The organism is Mesorhizobium sp. P3_A10 (assembly GCF_056403175.1).
Genome location: NZ_JBFUFZ010000013.1, coordinates 1 through 18,690, shown reverse-complemented (window position 1 = coordinate 18,690; position 18,690 = coordinate 1). Strand labels below are relative to the sequence as shown.

Annotated in this window: 19 protein-coding genes; 7 read left to right on the top strand and 12 right to left on the bottom strand. The window is 63.4% G+C overall.

What is annotated here, in order from left to right; translation table 11 throughout:
- Nucleotides 1-20: 20 nt before the first annotated feature.
- The 3 genes from AC1DXU_RS30130 to AC1DXU_RS30120 all read right to left on the bottom strand — a co-directional run bounded on the left by AC1DXU_RS30130 (nucleotide 21) and on the right by AC1DXU_RS30120 (nucleotide 3,580).
- Nucleotides 21-1,187 carry a porin gene (locus AC1DXU_RS30130; RefSeq protein WP_477374828.1) on the bottom strand — a complete coding sequence of 389 codons (1,167 nt, stop codon included), beginning with the start codon at nucleotides 1,185-1,187 and terminating at the stop codon, nucleotides 21-23.
- A 369-nt stretch (nucleotides 1,188-1,556) separates the two neighbouring features.
- Nucleotides 1,557-2,255 carry an antitoxin Xre/MbcA/ParS-like domain-containing protein gene (locus tag AC1DXU_RS30125; protein ID WP_477374826.1) on the bottom strand — a complete coding sequence of 233 codons (699 nt, stop codon included), beginning with the start codon at nucleotides 2,253-2,255 and terminating at the stop codon, nucleotides 1,557-1,559.
- A 332-nt stretch (nucleotides 2,256-2,587) separates the two neighbouring features.
- Complete coding sequence (locus tag AC1DXU_RS30120) at nucleotides 2,588-3,580, bottom strand: adenosine kinase (protein ID WP_477374824.1); 993 nt, start codon at nucleotides 3,578-3,580, stop codon at nucleotides 2,588-2,590.
- Between the two features lie 203 nt (nucleotides 3,581-3,783).
- Here AC1DXU_RS30120 and AC1DXU_RS30115 point away from each other — a divergent pair, with 203 nt between their 5' ends.
- Together AC1DXU_RS30115 and AC1DXU_RS30110 are read left to right on the top strand one after the other, a co-directional pair.
- On the top strand, nucleotides 3,784-4,686 hold the full coding sequence (locus tag AC1DXU_RS30115) for a DMT family transporter (protein ID WP_477374822.1): 903 nt from the start codon (nucleotides 3,784-3,786) through the stop codon (nucleotides 4,684-4,686).
- 71 nt (nucleotides 4,687-4,757) lie between these two features.
- Entirely contained in the window at nucleotides 4,758-5,468 is a 711-nt protein-coding gene (locus tag AC1DXU_RS30110) for a sulfate transporter family protein (RefSeq protein WP_477374820.1), read from the top strand.
- Between the two features lie 116 nt (nucleotides 5,469-5,584).
- Here AC1DXU_RS30110 and AC1DXU_RS30105 read toward each other — a convergent pair whose 3' ends face one another.
- The 5 genes from AC1DXU_RS30105 to AC1DXU_RS30085 all read right to left on the bottom strand — a co-directional run bounded on the left by AC1DXU_RS30105 (nucleotide 5,585) and on the right by AC1DXU_RS30085 (nucleotide 9,238).
- Nucleotides 5,585-6,388 carry an isocitrate lyase/PEP mutase family protein gene (locus AC1DXU_RS30105; protein ID WP_477374818.1) on the bottom strand — a complete coding sequence of 268 codons (804 nt, stop codon included), beginning with the start codon at nucleotides 6,386-6,388 and terminating at the stop codon, nucleotides 5,585-5,587.
- 79 nt (nucleotides 6,389-6,467) lie between these two features.
- The gene (locus AC1DXU_RS30100) at nucleotides 6,468-7,322 is read right to left on the bottom strand and encodes a hypothetical protein (RefSeq protein ID WP_477374816.1); all 855 of its coding nucleotides are present in this window, start codon (nucleotides 7,320-7,322) and stop codon (nucleotides 6,468-6,470) included.
- A gap of 74 nt (nucleotides 7,323-7,396) precedes the next feature.
- Nucleotides 7,397-8,053: an HAD family hydrolase gene (locus AC1DXU_RS30095; protein WP_477374814.1), complete on the bottom strand. Its 657-nt coding sequence runs from the start codon at nucleotides 8,051-8,053 to the stop codon at nucleotides 7,397-7,399.
- On the bottom strand, nucleotides 8,053-8,538 hold the full coding sequence (dut, locus tag AC1DXU_RS30090; protein ID WP_477311443.1) for a dUTP diphosphatase: 486 nt from the start codon (nucleotides 8,536-8,538) through the stop codon (nucleotides 8,053-8,055). The genes AC1DXU_RS30095 and dut overlap by 1 nt, the downstream gene beginning before the upstream one ends.
- A gap of 229 nt (nucleotides 8,539-8,767) precedes the next feature.
- Entirely contained in the window at nucleotides 8,768-9,238 is a 471-nt protein-coding gene (locus AC1DXU_RS30085) for an Lrp/AsnC family transcriptional regulator (protein ID WP_477374812.1), read from the bottom strand.
- 115 nt (nucleotides 9,239-9,353) lie between these two features.
- On the opposite strand from AC1DXU_RS30085, the gene AC1DXU_RS30080 reads away from it, so the two are divergent.
- The 3 genes from AC1DXU_RS30080 to AC1DXU_RS30070 all read left to right on the top strand — a co-directional run bounded on the left by AC1DXU_RS30080 (nucleotide 9,354) and on the right by AC1DXU_RS30070 (nucleotide 12,099).
- On the top strand, nucleotides 9,354-9,608 hold the full coding sequence (locus tag AC1DXU_RS30080) for a DUF6356 family protein (protein WP_112560713.1): 255 nt from the start codon (nucleotides 9,354-9,356) through the stop codon (nucleotides 9,606-9,608).
- A 15-nt stretch (nucleotides 9,609-9,623) separates the two neighbouring features.
- The gene (locus AC1DXU_RS30075) at nucleotides 9,624-10,424 is read left to right on the top strand and encodes a class II glutamine amidotransferase (protein ID WP_477374810.1); all 801 of its coding nucleotides are present in this window, start codon (nucleotides 9,624-9,626) and stop codon (nucleotides 10,422-10,424) included.
- Between the two features lie 301 nt (nucleotides 10,425-10,725).
- Nucleotides 10,726-12,099, top strand: coding sequence for an amidase (locus AC1DXU_RS30070; RefSeq protein ID WP_477374808.1), 1,374 nt, complete (start codon nucleotides 10,726-10,728; stop codon nucleotides 12,097-12,099).
- Here the strand turns inward: AC1DXU_RS30070 and AC1DXU_RS30065 are convergent.
- A complete protein-coding gene (locus tag AC1DXU_RS30065) occupies nucleotides 12,093-13,160 on the bottom strand; it encodes an NAD(P)/FAD-dependent oxidoreductase (protein ID WP_477374807.1) in 1,068 nt (355 codons plus the stop codon). The genes AC1DXU_RS30070 and AC1DXU_RS30065 overlap by 7 nt on opposite strands.
- 141 nt (nucleotides 13,161-13,301) lie before the next feature.
- Between AC1DXU_RS30065 and AC1DXU_RS30060 the strand changes: the two genes are divergently transcribed.
- On the top strand, nucleotides 13,302-14,894 hold the full coding sequence (locus AC1DXU_RS30060) for a peptide chain release factor 3 (protein ID WP_477374805.1): 1,593 nt from the start codon (nucleotides 13,302-13,304) through the stop codon (nucleotides 14,892-14,894).
- 231 nt (nucleotides 14,895-15,125) lie between these two features.
- Here AC1DXU_RS30060 and AC1DXU_RS30055 read toward each other — a convergent pair whose 3' ends face one another.
- The 3 genes from AC1DXU_RS30055 to AC1DXU_RS30045 form a co-directional block, all read right to left on the bottom strand.
- Nucleotides 15,126-15,593: a VOC family protein gene (locus AC1DXU_RS30055; protein WP_477374803.1), complete on the bottom strand. Its 468-nt coding sequence runs from the start codon at nucleotides 15,591-15,593 to the stop codon at nucleotides 15,126-15,128.
- Between the two features lie 38 nt (nucleotides 15,594-15,631).
- A complete protein-coding gene (locus AC1DXU_RS30050; protein WP_477374801.1) occupies nucleotides 15,632-16,159 on the bottom strand; it encodes an SRPBCC family protein in 528 nt (175 codons plus the stop codon).
- Nucleotides 16,160-16,240: 81 nt separating this feature from the next.
- Nucleotides 16,241-16,585, bottom strand: a complete 345-nt coding sequence (locus AC1DXU_RS30045) for an ArsR/SmtB family transcription factor (RefSeq protein WP_477311452.1) — start codon at nucleotides 16,583-16,585, stop codon at nucleotides 16,241-16,243.
- A gap of 198 nt (nucleotides 16,586-16,783) precedes the next feature.
- Here AC1DXU_RS30045 and ilvD point away from each other — a divergent pair, with 198 nt between their 5' ends.
- Nucleotides 16,784-18,628 (top strand): dihydroxy-acid dehydratase, encoded by a 1,845-nt coding sequence (ilvD, locus tag AC1DXU_RS30040; RefSeq protein ID WP_477374799.1) that lies wholly within the window; start codon nucleotides 16,784-16,786, stop codon nucleotides 18,626-18,628.
- Nucleotides 18,629-18,690 lie beyond the last annotated feature (62 nt).

The window sequence follows — 18,690 nt, the reverse complement described above, 5'->3', positions numbered from 1 at the left end:
CTTGGAGATCGTAAGGTCGATCAGAACGAACGCTGGAAGCGGAGGATGCCGCCGACGCTGTTCTTCTTGTCCGCTTTGGTCCAGTTGGTGACGGTGTCGTCGCCGACGTGCAGGTAGTCGACTTCCGCCGTGACCTTGAAGCCCTTGACGATTTCATAGGCGATGTTCGCGGCGACGCCGAGGTTCTTGCCTTCGTCATACGAGATCTGGGTGTTGAACGAAGTCTTCTCGTTGATGGTGTAGGTGCCACCGCCCCAGATTGCCCAGTTGCCGCTCCACTGCTTGTAGAAACCGCGACCGTGGGCGTCGATAGCATTGCCCGCGTCGTCCAGGAGGTTGTCGTCGGTGCCGTAACCGCCAATGATGAACAGCGAAAGGTTGTCCATCGGCTTCACGTCCAAGCGAACCTTGCCGGCCACTTCTTCATAGTTGCTGTCATAGGAGATCACGCCAGTGATCGCGCCCCAGCCCTGCGTGTACTTCACGCCGCCGACGACATGCGGAACGTAGCTGTCGATCGTGTTGGCGCCCGCGCCTTCTTCGAGCGAGACCACGGCCGAGAAGCCATTGCCGGCGTCGAAGTAGTACTGAATGACATTGGTGTCGAACGAACCATAGGGAACCAGCGTATCCTGGATGACGGAGCCAGCGTAGCCGATGAACGTATTGAAGGCCGATTCGTCCTTACCGACGCGCAGACCACCGAGCTGAATCCAGGCGAAGTTCAGCGAGGGTGTCTTGTTGACGGCGGGGTTCGTGAAGGTCTCATCGGCCGGTGTTTGTGGGTTGTCCAGGACGGCGGCGGCGTTGCTGTTGCCGAAGTTGAAGCGGGTCTCGGTGTAGGTCTTCAAGGTGCCGAGCTCGGTTTCCTGGCCGGTCCACGTCTTCAGCGTGAAGCGGGCATTCTTCTTCCAGGTATCCTGCACGTCGCCGTCCTGATGGTCGATGGACGACGCACCGTCGAACGAGCCGATGTCGCCGGCACCGATGTCGTAGCGGACGTAGCCGCCGATGCGCAGGCAGGTTTCGGTGCCTGGAATGTAGAAATAGCCGGCACCGTAGACGTCGCAGATCTTGACGTATTCGGCCGGTTCCGGCTCGGCGACAACGACGGCGTCGGCGGCGCGCGCACCGGAAACTGCGATCAGGGCCGCAGCGGAGCCGAGAAGAAGGCTCTTGATGTTCATTTTCTGAATCTCCAGTCAGTCAAGGTTCAAAACAGGTCGGGCATCCTGCTCATTCGCAGCGTTTCTGCCCCATCCCCACCATCGAAAAAGACACGCACCGCGCCGCTTCTTCACCTTCGACATGACCTAAGCGGCGGTGGCGTACAACATAGATCGTGGCGGAAAAGTGGTTTTTGGATTCTTCCAAAAGTATTGTTGCGTAAATGCCACGAAAATTGAAATAAATCGGTACATATGGCACATCTTGCACAAATTTATGTGCCAAACCTGCGGTCAGATAGGCTTGAGCAATATTACAAAATTATGAAACGTTATCTGGCTAATTTGTTCACGGAGTTTGAGATTAAGGCATTGATTTCATGCCAGAAATCAGGCTGGAGAGAATCTCCGCACCGCCTTCACAACATCCTGCACCATGTCCTGCTTGAGCATTTCAATGGGGACGCGGCCATCGAGCTCGCGTGAAGGACGGTTCAGCCATGACCACGCAACCCTTGGATTGGTGATCAGCGAAAGCACCTCGCCTATGCCGGGAGCCGGCCTGCCGTCGACGAACTGGGCGAGTGGGAAAACGTGTTTGCGGCCGCCCTTGCGCAAGGCAATGACCTCGTTGCGCTTTTGCCAGCGATGCAATGTCGAGCGCGGAATGCGAAAATTCTCTTCCAGATAGGTCGATCCGGCGACTTCGCCCGCCCAATCCTCGATCAGCACCGATTGAAGATCGTCGGTTCGCGCGCGCGGCGAAGCGGGTTTCCGGCTGTCGATTGCCGATGCCGAGGCTGCGCTTTGACCCACGGCCGGGTCGCGGGGTGCCGCCGCCATTGTATGGACGAACTCCGAAGCCAGAGCGCCCCATTCGCCCTTGTAGGAGCCGATTGCGATCCGCTGTGCTTGCGGCAGGAAAGGCAGGCTGGCGGCGACGCTGCCGGCAAGGGCGCTGGTTGAAACCAGGGTCTGTGTGTCAAGAACGACGCCGTGCCGGATCAGCGCCTGTTGCACCGCTTCCGCCACCAGGCCTGCCAAGGCATCCTGCGAGATCCCATCCGTCGGGTTTTGAAATCTGGTCATGTATCTGCCTTGCGGGCCACGCGCTCTCCCTCCCAGCTGCAGCCGATTGAAATGGCTACTGCAGGAAGCGCAAATGGCGACAACGACAAACACAGCGACCCGGCAGGTTGCTGTCTTGCACCGAACACCCCAACTGACTCTCGACGTCCCGAAATGTCAGTCGCAGGACGTCTCAGTTTGCATGTAGGTGCGATGTGTGACAGGCGGACGACAGGTGAGCGATCGGTTTCGCCGAAGGCGAAATTCATCGTGCCAGTGGCACGATGAAAGCACGCGAACGCTTGCCGGAGGCAACGGGCCCCGGCAAGGCAGGTCCGGAAGCGTCCCGCTGCCTACAGCAGCCCCGCCAGTTGGGCCGCGCTGCGCAGGTTCTGCCGCGGTCGCGGCCCGAGCTGCTGGATCACCAGCCCGGCAGCCAGCGAACCGAGATCGCCGCAATCCTTCAGGCTGCGCCCGGCCGTATAGCCATAGAGGAAGCCGGCGGCATAGAGGTCGCCGGCGCCAGTGGTGTCGACCAGTTCGCGGATCGTCGTCGCCTGGATGGTGACGGTCTCGTCGCCGCGCACGATCACCGAACCTTTTTCGGAGCGGGTGACGGCGGCGATCTTGCAGTCCTTGCGGATTGCCTCCAGCGCCTCGTCGAAGGACTTGGTCTGGTAGAGCGACTTGATCTCGTGGCTGTTGGCAAAGACGATGTCGACGGTACCGGAGCGCATCAGCTCGAGGAATTCGTCGCGGTAGCGGTCGACGCAGAACGAATCCGACAGCGTCATGGACACTTCACGTCCGGCGGCATGCGCCAGCTTGGCCGTCTGCCGGATCGCTTCCTTGGCACGCGGCGGATCCCACAGATAACCCTCGAAATAGGTGACTTTGGCGCTAGATGCCTTGTCGGCCTCGACGTCTTCGGGGCCGAGTTCAACGCAGGCGCCAAGATAGGTGTTCATCGAACGCTCGCCGTCTGGGGTGACGAAGATCATCGAACGTGCCGTCGGCGGCTGGCCCTGGAGCGGCTTGGTGTCAAAGGCGACGCCTTGCGCATGGATGTCGTGGGCATAGATCTCGCCGAGTGGGTCGTTCGACACCTTGCCGAAGAAGGCGGCGCGCCCGCCAAAGCTGGCGACGCCGGCCGCCGTGTTGCCGGCGCTGCCGCCGGAGGCCTCGATCGCCGGGCCCATGCGGCTGTACAGCAGCTCGGCGCGCCTGGTGTCGATCAGGTTCATCGCGCCCTTGATGATGCCGTTGGTCTCGAGGAAGGCGTCGTCGCATTGGGCGATGATATCGACAATGGCATTGCCGATGCAAAGCACGTCATAATCCGGCATCAATGTCTCCGCCAATAACCCTGCCGGCTTTCTGCCACGCCGACCCGGCGCGGGTCTAGCGATTTGGCGCGGCTTTGCCTAGCCGACAAATACAGGGATCGGCCACGCTTCGAGGCGCAGCGACAATTCGACCGTGGCAGAAGCATTTCACCCCGGCGTTGCCTAAAAGCATGGTCGATCACTTCCGAAGGCGCGAACCAGCCATGTCTGCAAAAACCGATATGAAGACGGAGCTGACGCTGCTCCTCGTGCTGGCGGTGCTGTGGGGCGCGTCCTATTCCTTCATCAAGATCGGCGTCGAGACGATCCCGCCGGTAACGCTGATCGCAGCCAGGACGCTGATTGCGGGTGGCATTCTTCTCGCCATCATCCGCTGGCGCGGCCTGGCCCTGCCGGGCGATGCGGCCAGCTGGCGCCGCTTTGCGTTCCAGGCTTGCCTCAACAGCGTCGTGCCGTTCACGCTGATCGCCGCGGCCGAGCGCTCGGTGGACGCCAGTCTGGCGACGATCCTGAATGCCACTTCGCCGATCTTCACCTTTCTGCTGACCGCCCTCATCACCCGCCACGAGCCGGTGACCATGCGCAAGCTGTTCGGCGTTGGCGCCGGCATAGCCGGCATATGCCTGATCATCGGCGCTCAGGCGCTTGGCGGCCTTGGCCATCAATTGTGGGCGCAGCTTGCCATCGTCGCGGCGACCATCTGCTATGCTGGTGCTGCCATTTTCGGCCGCAGCTTCAAGGGGCTCGATCCGATGCTGCCGGCCGCCGGCTCGATGCTTTGCGGCGCCATCATGCTGGTCCCGTTGAGCCTCGTCTTCGACCGGCCATGGACGCTGGCGCCGTCGATGGCTTCTATGCTCGCCTTGCTCGGACTGTCGGTCTTTTCGACCGCGCTGGCCTTCTGCATCTACTTCCGCCTCATCCATACGCTGGGTTCCGTCGGCACGACGTCGCAGGCCTATCTCAGGGTGCCGATCGGCGTCGGCATCGGCGCTCTTTTCCTCGGCGAAAGCCTTGGCCCGACGGCATGGTGGGGAATGGCCTTCGTTGTCGCCGGTGTGGCAGCAATGACCATTCCCGCCAGCAAGCCGGTGCTGGCGCGGTAGGTCGCGCTTGTGACTTGTCGTGTCTCTGCCTATCTCGGAGACATTGCGTTCGACAAGGGGTTGGAAACGCCGTGATTTTCGATGCCGCCCGCGCCGCCGCCAGCCGGCTGTTCTCACCCGAACTGCGCTCGGTGTTCCTGAAGACGCTGGGGCTGACCCTGCTGGCGCTGGCGGCACTCTGGTTCAGCCTGACCAGCCTGGTGGAATGGCTGGCCTTGCCATGGCTCGAGACGCTGATACCCGGCCTGCCGTCCTGGGCCGGGTGGCTGGGCGGCATCATTGCGGCCATCGCCCTTGCCTTCGGGATGGCGCTGCTGATCGCGCCGGTGACGGCGATCGTCGCCGGCCTGTTCCTTGACGATGTCGCCGAAGTGGTCGAGCGCACCGACTATCCCAGCGATCCGCCCGGCCGCGCCTTGCCGGCGCTGCGCTCGCTGGTGCTGTCGATACGGTTCTTCGGCGTCGTCATAGCAGGCAACATCGTTGCTTTGCTGCTTCTGCTGGTGCCGGGCATCAACATCGCCGCCTTCTTCATCGTCAACGGCTATCTGCTCGGGCGCGAGTTCTTCGAATTCGCCGCCATGCGCTTTCGTCCGGAGGTCGACGCTCGCGCCTTGCGAAAGAAATACGCCGGCACGGTGTTCCTCGCCGGCCTGGTCATCGCTGCCTTCCTCGCCGTGCCGCTGCTCAACCTTTTGACGCCATTGTTTGCCGCCGCCATGATGGTGCATCTGCACAAGGCCGTCTCGGCGCGGGAAACAGCCCGCTCGTCGCGGCGCTAACGTTTCTTCAACGCAACAGCAAGTCGCGCCCTAATTCGTCGTCGGGCTCGATGATGAATTCCGTCCGTCCGCAACAATAGGCACCGCCGCCGACGCGTCATGCGTTGGGGCCTGCTTTAACCCGAGGATTTCGAGAACAGCGCCTGCAATTTGCCGAACGGCATGGCGGCGCGGGTGAAGCCGAACGTGCCGTCCTGCTGGATCTCGCGTGCCGCCGTCTCCAGCATGCCGAAAGCGAAATTGGCAAGCCATGGCCCGAGCGAGATGCGCTTGACACCTGCCGTGGCAAGATCGGCAATGGTGAAGCCGGGCTTGGCCATGACATTGACCGGCTTGCTCACCGCCGAACAGATGGTCCGCACTGTCTCGACGTCGCCGAGCCCCGGTGCATAGAGCACGTCGGCACCGGCCTTCTCAAAAGCCTGCAGCCGCTTGATCGTGTCGTCGATGTCGGGCTTGCCCCACAGGAAATTCTCGGCCCGCGCGGTGAAGACGAAATCGCGCTTCAAGGCCCGTGCCGCCTCGACAGCCGCGGCGACGCGCTCGACGGCATGCGAAAAATCATAGATCGGCTTGTCGGGATCGCCGGTGTGGTCCTCGATCGAGCAGCCGGCAAGGCCTGCCGCCTCAGCGGCAAAAATGGTCTCGGCGGCGCTGGTCGGGCTGTCGCCCTTGCCTTTCTCGAGATCGGCCGAAACCGGCAGGCTGGTCGCTGCCGTCACGTCGCGGCAATGGTGGATCATCGCCTCGAATGTCACCGCGCCGTCGGGCAGGCCGCGCGAAAAGGCAAAGCCGGCGCTGGTCGTCGCCAGCGCCTGGAAGCCGAACGAGGCCAACAGCTTGGTCGTGCCGACATCCCACGGATTGGGCATGACGAAGGTCGAGGCGTGCAGGTCGCGAAAGATCTTGCCCTTGTCCATGAACGCTTCCCTTCATCTGTGGAATTGTGAAGCCGATTCTAGCGTGCCGAATTGCCCCGGGCAAACGAATGCGGTTGGCTCAGAAGCGTTTGGCGTTCTCTCCTGCCAATTTGTCCAGCGCGTCGGAATCCTTGACGTAGCGCGATGCTGCCTTGTCCCAATGATAGGTGACGGAAATGGCGGTCGAGACGGCTGCGGGCGGCGCCTCGTCACAGCTTTCTTCGCTCGGCAAGGTGGCGTCGGTCACCGTTACCTGGATGGCATTGCGGGGCTGGCCATCGGCGATCGTCTGGAAAGTCGGTTCCTGCTGGCGGCGGTAGGCGCACAGATTCTCATCGAACGTATAGATCATGTCGATCAGTTCGAACTTGTCGTTGCGGATCATGATCAGCGGCGTGATGACGTAGCCCTGGCTCGAATTGAAATGCGTGCTGGTGGTGATGAGCACGTCATCGCCGGCGTCGACGGACAGCTTGCCGGGTTCACGAAACGAGGTGCTGCGGTCGACGGCGACATTGACGGCATCGAGCAGCGCCGGCTTGCCGGTGATGTCATACAGCGCCAGCACCGCATAGCCTTCGGCGCTGTCGGAAGAGTCGCCGAGGTCGAACAGCATGGCCAGCCTGTCCTTGCCGCCAGCCTTGATGGCGAGCGCGCCGGCACCGGAAAAACCCGCCGTGTCGGGCGGCGAGCCGCCGGAATCAGGGCCCTCGATATGGCGCATCTCTATCGGCAATCCACCTCTGTAGAAGCCGTTGCTGTCCCCGGTCAGGTCGGGAATGATCATCCGGGCGAGGTCGAGATAGGTGGTTTTGCCATGACCGGGGATGGCGCTGCCGAGCTCCGGATAGTCATCAGCTTGCGCGCCGGCGACGTTCCACAGGCACGGCAGCAGCACGAGGGCGAGGAGAAAGCGAAGCAGGGTGGGTTTCATGCGCGCGGCCTCGGGTTGGCGGGCGGCACGCTAGCACGGACAATCGAGGCGTACAGCCGTGTCTGACGATCAGATCAGTGGATGGGCACCAGCCCGGCCAGTTCGCGCATGTCGTCGAACAGGATGCCGCCGGCCTCAGCCAGCCCGTCGCGGTCGGACAGCGGATCGCCATGATAGGAAAACACCCGCATGCCCGCGGCGATGCCGGCTTGCGTCCCGGCGACGCTGTCTTCGATGACGATGCAATCGGCGGGCGCGAAACCCATCGTTTTCGCCGCATGCAGGAACAGGTCGGGAAACGGCTTGCCGCGGCCGACCATGGTCGAGCTGAACAGCGCATGTTCGAACAGCGCCAGCAGCCCGGTCTGGCCGAGCGTGATGTGCATCTTCGACACCCGTGCCGACGTGGCGACGCAATAGGCGATGCCGGCAGCCCGCACGGCTTCGACAAACTCCCTGACATAGGGGACGGCTTCCACGCCATGCGCGAACAGATCCGGCAGGCCGGCATTCCAGCGATCGACGAAATCGGCGCCGAGGCTGACGCCGGTCGATTCGACCTCTTTTTGCACCGACACCATGCTGCGGCCGGAAAAATTCTTGCGGCAATATTCAAAGCTTGTGGGATAGCCGGCAGCGGTCAGCCATTCGGCGAGGCGTCGATTGGCGAGATTCTCGGTATCGACCAGGATCCCGTCGCAATCGAAGATAACCAGTTTGGGTAGGGACATCAGGCCGTGCCGGTCGATCCGAAGCCGCCGGAGCCGCGCGCCGTGCCGCCGGCCAGCGTGCGCTCCTCGACAGCCGCTTGCACCACCGACGCAAAGACGATCTGGGCGATGCGCATGCCGCGCGTCACGGCAAAATCCTCGTCGCCGAGATTGATCAGCAGCACCTTGACCTCACCGCGATAGTCGCTGTCGATGGTGCCGGGCGTGTTGAGAACAGTCAGCCCGTGCTTGAAGGCGAGGCCCGAACGCGGCCGGACCTGACCTTCCATGCCTTCGGGAATTTCCAGGATCAGCCCGGTCGGCACCAGCGCGCGTTTCCCAGGCAGGATCAGCAACGGCCGGTCGTCGGGCACCGCGGCGCGCAGATCCATGCCGGCGGCGCCGGTGCTCTCATAGGCTGGAAGCGGTAAACCCTCTCCATGCGGCAACCTGACGAAGCCGACGGCGGGACCGATGACGGAGGAGTTTTGGAGAGCTGCGCGCATAAAATCGATCCTATCGGCGCGAATGCCGATTCGGTCAATTCGTCCGCAACGCTATCAACGGCTTTCTTTGTGGCGTCACGACGACCTGAGGTGTGTTCAGATTCAGGTCAGGCCGAGTCGAAAACGGTGGGTTTCGAGAACCGGAGCGGAGCGGACATTCGGTCCGTGAGCACCGGAAACGCAGAAGCCCGCCGTTTGCAGGCCGGCATCACCTGAATATGAACACACCTCAACGCAGTTCGACGGGAACAACCGTCGTCTCCTTGATCTCTTCCATGACGAAGGACGCTGAGACATCCGACAATGCCACCTTGGCGATCAGCCGCTGGTAGAGCCGGTCATAGGCCTTCACGTCGGCGACGCGGGCCCGCAGCACATAGTCGAGATCGCCGGACATGCGGTAGACGCCGGTGATCTCGGAAAAGCCGGTCACCGCCGCCCGGAACTTCTGCAGCCAGTCCGGATCATGGTTGGAGGTGCGGATCAGGATGAACACCGAGAGACCAAGCCCGAGCTTGTCGGCATCGACCAGCGCCACCCGGCCGGTGATGACGCCGTCTTCCTCCAGCCGCTTTACCCGCCGCCAGCAGGCATTGCGCGATAGCGATACTTTTTCGGACAGCTGGTCGACCGACAGCGTGCCGTCGCGTTGCAGCTCGGCCAGCAATCTGCGGTCGATTTCATCGATTTCTGGCGTCATCTTGGGATGAATGTCCCAAGTTGCTGCCTATGGCAAGGACGAATTGAGACAAATGAACCTTTGCCCCGTGGCAGGATACCCAGCATCGGGGCTTATCCCGGTAGGAGGGATCACCATGACGACGCTGTTTTCGAAGCTGTTCACCTCACACCCGGCCAAGGTCGGCGAAACCTATTTCAGCCACATGGCCTTTGCCGCCTGGTTCTCCTCGCGCCTCTTGATGGCTGCCGGAGCAGCACTCGTTCACGCTTTCTTGCCATTTCTCTTCGAGACTACGGCAAGCCGAATCGTTCGCGAACTCTATGAGCGGACCCACAACAGAGGCTCACACGCGGTCAAGGAGCCCCAGGCTCTCTTGGATCGCGCCTAAGGAACGGTCAAAGCGATGTGCCGTTGGGCGGCCTATCTTGGTGAAGCAGTCTTCCTCGAAGACATCGTCACCGCGCCCTGTCACTCGCTGATCGCCCAGAGCCATTGCGCCCAAGAAGCGAAGTCGCCGACCAATGGCGACGGTTTCGGCCTCGCTTGGTATGGCGACCGGCCCGAGCCCGGCCTGTACAGGGACATCCTACCGGCCTGGTCGGACCCCAATCTGAAGAGCCTGTGCCGGCAGATCAAATCCGGCCTGTTTCTCGCCCATGTCCGCGCCTCGACCGGCGGCGCCACCAGCCGCATGAACTGCCACCCGTTCATTTCGGACCGCTGGTCGTTCATGCACAATGGCCAGATCGGCGGCTTCGAAAAAATCCGCCGCACGCTGGAAAACTCGCTCTCCGACGCCGTCTTCGACCAGCGCGAAGGCACCACCGATTCCGAACTCTTCTTTCTCCTGATGATCGACGAAGGCCTGTCGGACGATCCGCAGGGCGCGGTGTCGCGCGCCACCAGCCGCGTCGTCGATGCCTCGCGCCGCGCCGGTCTTGAGCCGGCTTTGAAACTCACCGCGGCTTTCTCGGATGGCGTGTCGCTCTATGCCGTCCGCTATGCCAGCGACAACCACGCACCGACGCTCTACACCTCCACCTTCGGTAAGGGCACCGGCCGCTGCATCGTTTCGGAGCCCTTCGACCGCGACGGCGGCGACTGGCAGGCAATCCCGCCATCGAGTTTCGTCACCATGACGATATCAGGCATGACGATCCGCCCGTTTGTGCCGGCGGTGGCAAGGCTGGCACTGGTCGTCTAGCTATCGGTTAAGCCCGCATTCCTTCGCGCCCCCCTCTGTCCTGCCGGACATCTCCCCCACGAGGGGGGAGATTGGCTGCTTCGCCGACCGCGCTTTCCTTTGAAACGTTGGAGATTGGCGAAAGCCGCAATGACATCCAATCTCCCCACTTGTGGGGGAGATGTCCGGCAGGACAGAGGAGGGCGCCGTAGCGCGCCTACCTCACCGGGTATGCCCGGCGCAATTCTGATCAAGCGCTGCCAAGTTTCAAATGCTGAACTGGCTTAAAGCCGCGACACGCCGCAAAGCCGGAGCATTCATCATGGACATCGCCTTTTCCTCGACCATCGATTTGGCCGCCGCGATCGCCAAGCGGAAAATCTCCGCCGTGGAAGCGCTCGACGCGCATCTGGCGCAGATCGACAGGCACAACGAGGCGGTCAATGCCGTCGTCATGCTCGACCAGGAAGGCGCCTACGATCGCGCGAAGAAAACCGACGCCGCGCAGGCGCGCGGCGAGACCCTCGGGCCGCTGCACGGCGTACCGTTCACGCTGAAGGACTCACACGAAACGGCAGGCATGAAGACCACGGTCGGTTTTCCACCCTTTGCCGGCTATGCCGCCAGGCAGGACAGCCCGGTGGTTGCCAGGTTGAAGGCGGCCGGCGGGGTGCTGATGGCCAAGACCAATGTGCCGACGATGCTCTCCGACTGGCAGTCGAACAATCCGCTGTTCGGCCGCACCAGCAACCCGTGGGATCTCGCGCGCACGGCCGGCGGCTCCAGCGGCGGCGCGGCGGCAGCACTTTCCTCGGGCATGACGCCATTCGAGGTCGGCACCGACATGCAGGCTTCGATCCGTTTGCCTGCTGCCTTCTGCGGCGTCTACGGCCTCAAGCCCACCGAGCACCGCATCTCGCTGGCCGGCGCCTTCCCCGACCCGGGCGGTGCTGCGCGCAGCGTGCGGCTGATGTCCTGCTTGGGTCCGCTGGCGCGCACCGTCGACGATCTGGCGTTGATCTATAAAATCATCGCCGGGCCGGATGGAAGCGACACCGATCTCGCGGCTGTGCCGGTCGAGGACATCCCGGCGGTTGACCACAACAAGCTACGCATCGCCTTCGCGCCAACCTTTCCAGGGTTTCCGGTGGCCGGCGAGATCAGCACCGCTGTCGAAGCTCTGGCCAAGCAACTTGTGTCCGCGGGCGCGACCGTCGAGGAAGCAAAACTGCCCAAGCTCGACCTGTACGACGATCTGGCCGAGGGCGGCGCGCTGATCGGCATGATGCTGGAGGCGATGCAGCCGCAGCCGCCCGAGCAACCGACGCCGATCTCGCGATGGTTCGAAGCGCTCGCCAGACGCGACCGCTCGATCCTTGCCTGGGACCGGTTTTTCGACGGTTGCGACGCCTTGCTGTGCCCCGTCGCCATGACCACGGCCTTTGCGCATTGCGAGCCGGGAACGCCGATCGCGGTCGATGGCAAGGAGCAGAGCTACTGGATGTTGCCGGCCTATGGCGCGGTGTTCAACTACAGCGGCCACCCAGCCCTGACGATGCCCTGCGGGCAGGATCGCGACGGGCTGCCCATTGGCCTGCAACTGGTCGGCAGACGCTGGTCGGAATCGCGGCTGCTCGGCATTGCCCGGGCAATGGCGCCACTAACCGGCGGCTTTCGCCGTCCGCCCGGCTACTGAGCGAAACGCGACAAGCCGTAAGGGGCAAGCAGCGGGTCGCGCTCGCCGTCGAGGATTTCGCGGGTGGCAAACAGGCCGACGGCGGGCGCCAGTGTGATGCCCGAATGCATGACCGCGACATAGACGCCGGCGACACCTTCGGCGCGGCCGATGATCGGAAAACCGTCGACCGGATTGGGGCGATAGCCGACCGTGTGGAAATCCAGTTCCAGTCCGTCGGCGCCGCGCAAGGCTGCCTTGGTTGCCGCAAACAAGTCGCGGGCCGTGGCGTCAGGGTTTTCGCCCGGATCGCCGCCGGCGAAATCCGAGCCGGCGATGATGCGGCCTTCGGCGGTCTGGCGCATATGCAGCTTCTCGGCGTGCACCAGACCGTTGAGCAGCTTTTTGTAAGGCCGCGAGTGGACAATCAGGCCAGCCGGCGTCTCGATCGGCAGCGTGATGCCGATGGTTGCCGCGATGGCCGGTGCGCTGGCGCCGGCTGCGATCACCACCTCGTCGGCGGCCATGGTCTCTCCCGAAATGACCACGCCTGTGACTTTGCCGTTGAAGAGAGCCAGCCTGTCGATGGTTCCGCTGACCACCCGTGCGCCGCGCCTTTCTGCATCAGCCAGCAGCGCCTTGGCCGCCGCAACCGGCTCGGCCACGCCTTCCTCGGCGACGTAGACAGCGAATTCTGGAGGTTCGACCAGGTTGGGCTCGATCTGCGCCGCCCGGTCGCGGCCAACGCGTTCGATGCCGTAACCCCATGAAGAGTGTTCGGCCGCATAGGCTTCGAGCCTGTCGGTCGGCAGATCAAAGCATAGGCCGCCGCACCAGGCGAGCGGCAGGCCGGGCAGCTCGTTCGCCAGCCGTTTCCACTCGGCCATGGCGCGGGTGCGCAGCCGGAAATAGATCTCCGGGTTGCCCCAGCTGGCATTGATCCAGGCAAAGGAGTTCGGTGTGGCGACGCCACCTGCGCCGCTCTCCGAGATCACCGTCACTCGCGCTCCGGCCATGGTCAGGTGCCAGGCGATGGAAGCGCCGATGACGCCGGCGCCGATGACGATGACTTGCTTGCTCATGCTGGACCTCTGCCGGATTGGCCCTTCTGATGCCATTGCGACGGCCTTATCTCAAGACTCGGCAAGGACCCTGCGGGCAAAACTGTTCGACAGGCCGGAAAAGCGCTGCTAGAAGCCCGCCACCACATGGGATTCCACAAATTGGCTGAAGACATCACGCAGGCGGTGGCGCGCCGCCGCACCTTCGCGATCATCGCGCACCCCGACGCCGGCAAGACGACGCTCACCGAAAAGCTGCTGCTGTTCGGCGGCGCCATTCAGCTTGCCGGCGAGGTCAAGGCCAAGAAGGACCGCATCCAGACCCGATCCGACTGGATGAAGATCGAGCGCGAGCGCGGCATTTCGGTCGTCACCTCGGTGATGACGTTCGAGTATGAGGACAACGTCTTCAACCTGCTCGACACGCCCGGCCACGAGGATTTCGCCGACGACACCTACCGCACGCTGTCGGCGGTGGATTCCGCCGTCATGGTCATCGATGCCGCCAAGGGCATCGAGCCGCGCACGCTGAAGCTGTTCGAGGTCTGCCGCCTGCGCGACATCCCGATCATCACCTTCATCAACAAGATGGACCGCGAAAGCCGCGACCCGTTCGAAATCCTCGACGAGATCGAGCAGAAGCTGGCGCTGGACACCGCCCCCATCACCTGGCCGATCGGCCGCGGCAAGACCTTTGCCGGCACCTATCATCTGGCGCAGAACGCTGTACGTCGCGGCGACGCGGAAAAGGACCGCACGCCGGTCAACGGCCCGGACTCCAACCGCGTTGCCGGTCTGCTGCCGGAAAACGAGCGCGAAGCCTTCATCGAGGAGCTGGAGCTGGCGCGGGAGGCTTGCCGACCGCTCGACATCGAAGCCTTCCGCGAGGGCCATCTGACGCCGGTCTATTTCGGCTCGGCGCTGCGCAATTTTGGCGTCCGCGACCTGATCGAGGCGCTCGGCAACTATGGGCCGCCGCCGCGCGCGCAGGAGGCCGACACCCGCAAGGTCGAGGCGACCGAGGACAAGATGACCTCGTTCGTTTTCAAGATCCAGGCCAACATGGATCCCAACCATCGCGACCGCATTGCTTTCGTCCGCGTCTGCTCCGGCAAGCTGGAGCGCGGCATGAAGGCCAAGCTGGTGCGCACCGGCAAGCCCATGTCGCTGTCGGCGCCGCAATTCTTCTTTGCCCGTACCCGCGTCACCGCCGACGAGGCCTTTGCTGGCGATGTCGTCGGCATCCCCAACCACGGCACGTTGCGCATCGGCGACACGCTGACCGAGGGCGAGGAAATCCTGTTCCGCGGCGTGCCGAACTTCGCCCCGGAAATCCTGCGCCGCGTCCGCCTCGGCGATGCAATGAAGGCCAAGAAGCTGAAGGAAGCGCTGCACCAGATGGCCGAGGAGGGCGTCGTGCAGCTGTTCTCGCCCGAGGACGGCTCACCGGCCATCGTCGGCGTCGTCGGCGCGCTGCAGCTCGACGTTTTGAAGGAGCGGCTCAACTTCGAATACACGCTGCCGGTCGAATTCGAAATGTCGCGCTTTTCCGTCTGCCGCTGGATCTCGGCCGACGACAAGGCCGAGGTGCATCGCTTCATTGAAGCGCATCGCGGCGACATCGCCCGCGACCTCGACAACGACCCGGTGTTCCTCGCCCAGCACGCCTTCTCGCTCAACTACGAAGCCGAGCGCTGGAAGGCGATCCGGTTTGCGGCGATCAAGGACTATCAGGTCCGCGACAAGGCGGCTTGAGGCCGGCTCTTCCCTTCTCCCCGTTCACGGGGAGAAGGTGCCCGAAGGGCGGATGAGGGGCGGCGCCAACCTCAATGGCCGGCCCTTCGCAGGCTCCCAGCCCTTCGGGCGTTCAGCCCCTTCAAAAGGTCCACTGGACCTTTTGATCCGCCCGAAGGCGGACCGGGTCTTCACCGTTCGAAGCTCGAAAAGCCAAGCAATTGGCTTTTCGTCCGCTGCGCGGATCGCTTCTCACCCCTTCGCCGCCGCTTCGATCTTGGCGATGTCGATCTTGCCCATCTGCATCATCGCATTCATCGCCCGGCCGGCCCTGGCCTGGTCGGGATCCTGCAGCAGGCGCGGCAGCTGTTCCGGCACGACCTGCCAGGAAACGCCGAACTTGTCCTTCAGCCAGCTGCAACGCCCGGGTTCGCCGCCTTCGGTCAGCCTGTCCCAGAAATGGTCGACCTCTTCCTGGTTCTTGCAGTCGATCGACAGCGAGATCGCCTCGGTGAATTTGTATTGCGGTCCGCCGTTGAGCGCCAGGAACGGGACGCCGTCGAGCTCGAACGAGGCCACCAGCACCTTGCCTTCGAGAGCGTGGCCCTTGGGCCAGCGCGTCGTGCTCAGCACCTTCGAATTCTTGAAGATGGAGATGTAGTGGTTCATGGCCTCTTCGGCCTTGTCGTCAAACCACAGGAAGGTGGTGATCTTTTGCATAAGTCTGTCCTCGTTTTCTCTGGGGGATGATGGGAGGGTCAGGCCGCGCCCTTCGCGGCGTCCTGGAACGAAAGAAGATAGGCGTCGAGCTGGGCGTAGCTTTCGGCCATGCCGCTGGTCATGCCGGTGCCCAGCGCCCCGTCGCGTGCCGCCTGTGAGGCGTAAAGCACCGTCTGCGTCAAAAGGGTCTTTCCGGTGTGATCGGCGAAGGTCACCGTTCCGACGGTCTCGCCGCCGGTCCAGTCCTCGTCGAACAGCTCGGTGGCAACGATTCGGCTCGGGCGCACGATCTCGCGATAGGCGCCGCTCATGCCCATGCTGCGACCGTCGCGGTGCTGCCAGACGTAGCGCGTGGCGCCGCCCACTCTGAGGTCGATTTCGCATACTGCCAAACGCCAGCCGTCGGGGCCGTGCAGCCAGCCTTTCAGCAGCTCCGGCACGGTCCAGCAGTCGAAGACCATCGGCCGCGGCGCGTCGAAGATGCGGGTGATCTGGACTTCACGGTCGCTCGGCGTGGTCACGGTCAATGTCGCTACGGTCGAGCCGGGCAAGGTGGTGGTGCTCACGATGGTCCTCCTGCGCTTGTCTGTTTGCCCAAGGACGTCCGGCCAACTGGCGATCCGACACGCCCCCAGATTTTCTTTCGGCTATTGGTCTGCCTCGCCGGGAGCCTTCTCGGCTTGCATGGCGCCCAGCAGCGCGTCGAGGCGCTGGAAATTGCCTTCCCAGATTTTTCGGTAGCGCTCCAGCCAGTCATTGGCTTCGGCAAGCGGCTTCGCCTCCAGCCGGCACGGCCGGCGCTGCGCGTCGCGGCCGCGTGAAATCAGCCCGGCGGCTTCCAGCACTTTCAGGTGCTTGGAGATCGACGGCTGGCTCATTGCGAACGGCTCGGCCAGCTCCATCACCGAGGCCTCCCCTTGGATGAGGCGGGCAAGGATGGCGCGCCGCGTCGGATCGGCAAGCGCGGCAAAGGTGGCGTCGAGCTGGTTCATTCTACATCCATAGCCAATAAGGTATATACCCATTCGGCTATATACGGCTGAGCCACCCTCGTCAACCTGCTTGCGCCTTGCCTTCTGGCGCATCGCAAAATTGTGGCCATACCAGATTGTGGCGTCTATAACGCCTGCGGTCCGAATTCAGCGCCGCCGCGTCGCTCATCGAGCGCAGCCAGCCACCAAGGAAAAAATATGCCTGCCTATCGTTCCCGCACCACCACCCATGGCCGCAACATGGCCGGCGCCCGCGGCCTCTGGCGCGCCACCGGCATGAAGGATTCGGACTTCGGCAAGCCGATCATTGCTGTCGTCAACTCCTTCACCCAGTTCGTGCCGGGTCACGTCCATCTCAAGGACCTTGGCCAGCTGGTTGCGCGCGAGATCGCGAAGGCCGGTGGCGTCGCCAAGGAATTCAACACCATCGCCGTCGATGACGGCATCGCCATGGGCCATGACGGCATGCTCTATTCGCTGCCGTCGCGCGAGCTGATCGCCGACTCGGTCGAGTACATGGTCAACGCCCACTGCGCCGACGCCATGGTCTGCATCTCCAATTGCGACAAGATCACGCCCGGCATGCTGATGGCCAGCCTGCGCCTCAACATCCCGACCGTCTTCGTCTCCGGCGGGCCGATGGAAGCCGGCAAGGTGGTGCTCGCCGGCAAGACCCAGGCGCTCGATCTGGTCGACGCCATGGTCGCTGCCGCCGACGACAAGATTTCGGACGAGGACGTCAAGGTTATCGAGCGCTCGGCCTGCCCGACCTGCGGCTCCTGCTCGGGCATGTTCACCGCCAATTCGATGAATTGTTTGACCGAGGCTCTCGGCCTGTCGCTGCCGGGCAACGGCTCGACGCTGGCCACCCACGCCGACCGCAAGCGCCTGTTCGTCGAGGCCGGTCATCTGATCGTCGATCTCGCCCAGCGCTACTACGAACAGGACGACGAGACCGCGCTGCCGCGCAACATCGCCTCGAAAGGCGCTTTCGAGAACGCCATGACGCTCGACATCGCCATGGGCGGCTCGACCAACACGGTGCTGCACATCCTGGCTGCGGCGCATGAGGGCGAGATCGATTTCGACCAGGACGATATCGACGCGCTGTCGCGCAGGGTGCCGGTGCTGTGCAAGGTCGCGCCGGCCAAATCCGACGTGCACATGGAGGACGTCCACCGCGCCGGCGGCATCATGGCCATCCTCGGCCAGCTCGACAATGCCGGCCTGATCAACCGCGATTTGCCGACCGTGCATACGTCAACGCTGGGCGAGGCGCTCGACCATTGGGACATCTCCCGCACCTCAAGCCAGAGTGTGCGCGATTTCTTCCTGGCCGCACCGGGCGGCGTGCCGACGCAGGTCGCCTTCAGCCAGGACCGCCGCTGGGACGAGCTCGATCTCGACCGCGAGAAGGGCGTCATCCGCTCGGCGGAGCATCCCTTCTCCAAGGACGGTGGCCTCGCCGTGCTGAAAGGCAATCTGGCGCTCGACGGCTGCATCGTGAAGACCGCCGGCGTCGATGAATCGATCCTGAAATTCACCGGCCCGGCCCGCGTGTTCGAAAGCCAGGACGCCAGCGTCAAGGCGATCCTGTCGAACGAGATCAAGGCCGGCGATGTTGTCGTCATCCGCTATGAGGGACCGCGCGGCGGCCCCGGCATGCAGGAAATGCTCTATCCCACCAGCTATCTGAAGTCGAAAGGCCTCGGCAAAGCCTGTGCGCTGGTTACTGACGGCCGCTTCTCCGGCGGCACGTCGGGCCTGTCGATCGGCCATGCCTCGCCGGAAGCGGCGGAAGGCGGTCTGATTGGGCTGGTGCAGGAGGGCGACGCGATCGAGATCGATATCCCCAACCGCAGCATCCGCCTTGCCGTCGACGATGCCGAACTGGCTGCGCGCCGCGCGGCGATGGAGGCCAAGGGCACCGCCGCCTGGAAGCCCGAGGAAAAGCGCAAGCGCAAGGTGACGACCGCCTTGCGCGCCTATGCCGCGATGGCGACGAGCGCGGCAAAGGGTGCGGTCAGGTTCGTGCCGGAGTAAGTTAGGCTGCGACCCCTACCTCCCCCTTGTGGGGAGGTCGGACCGAAGGTCCGGGTGGGGGT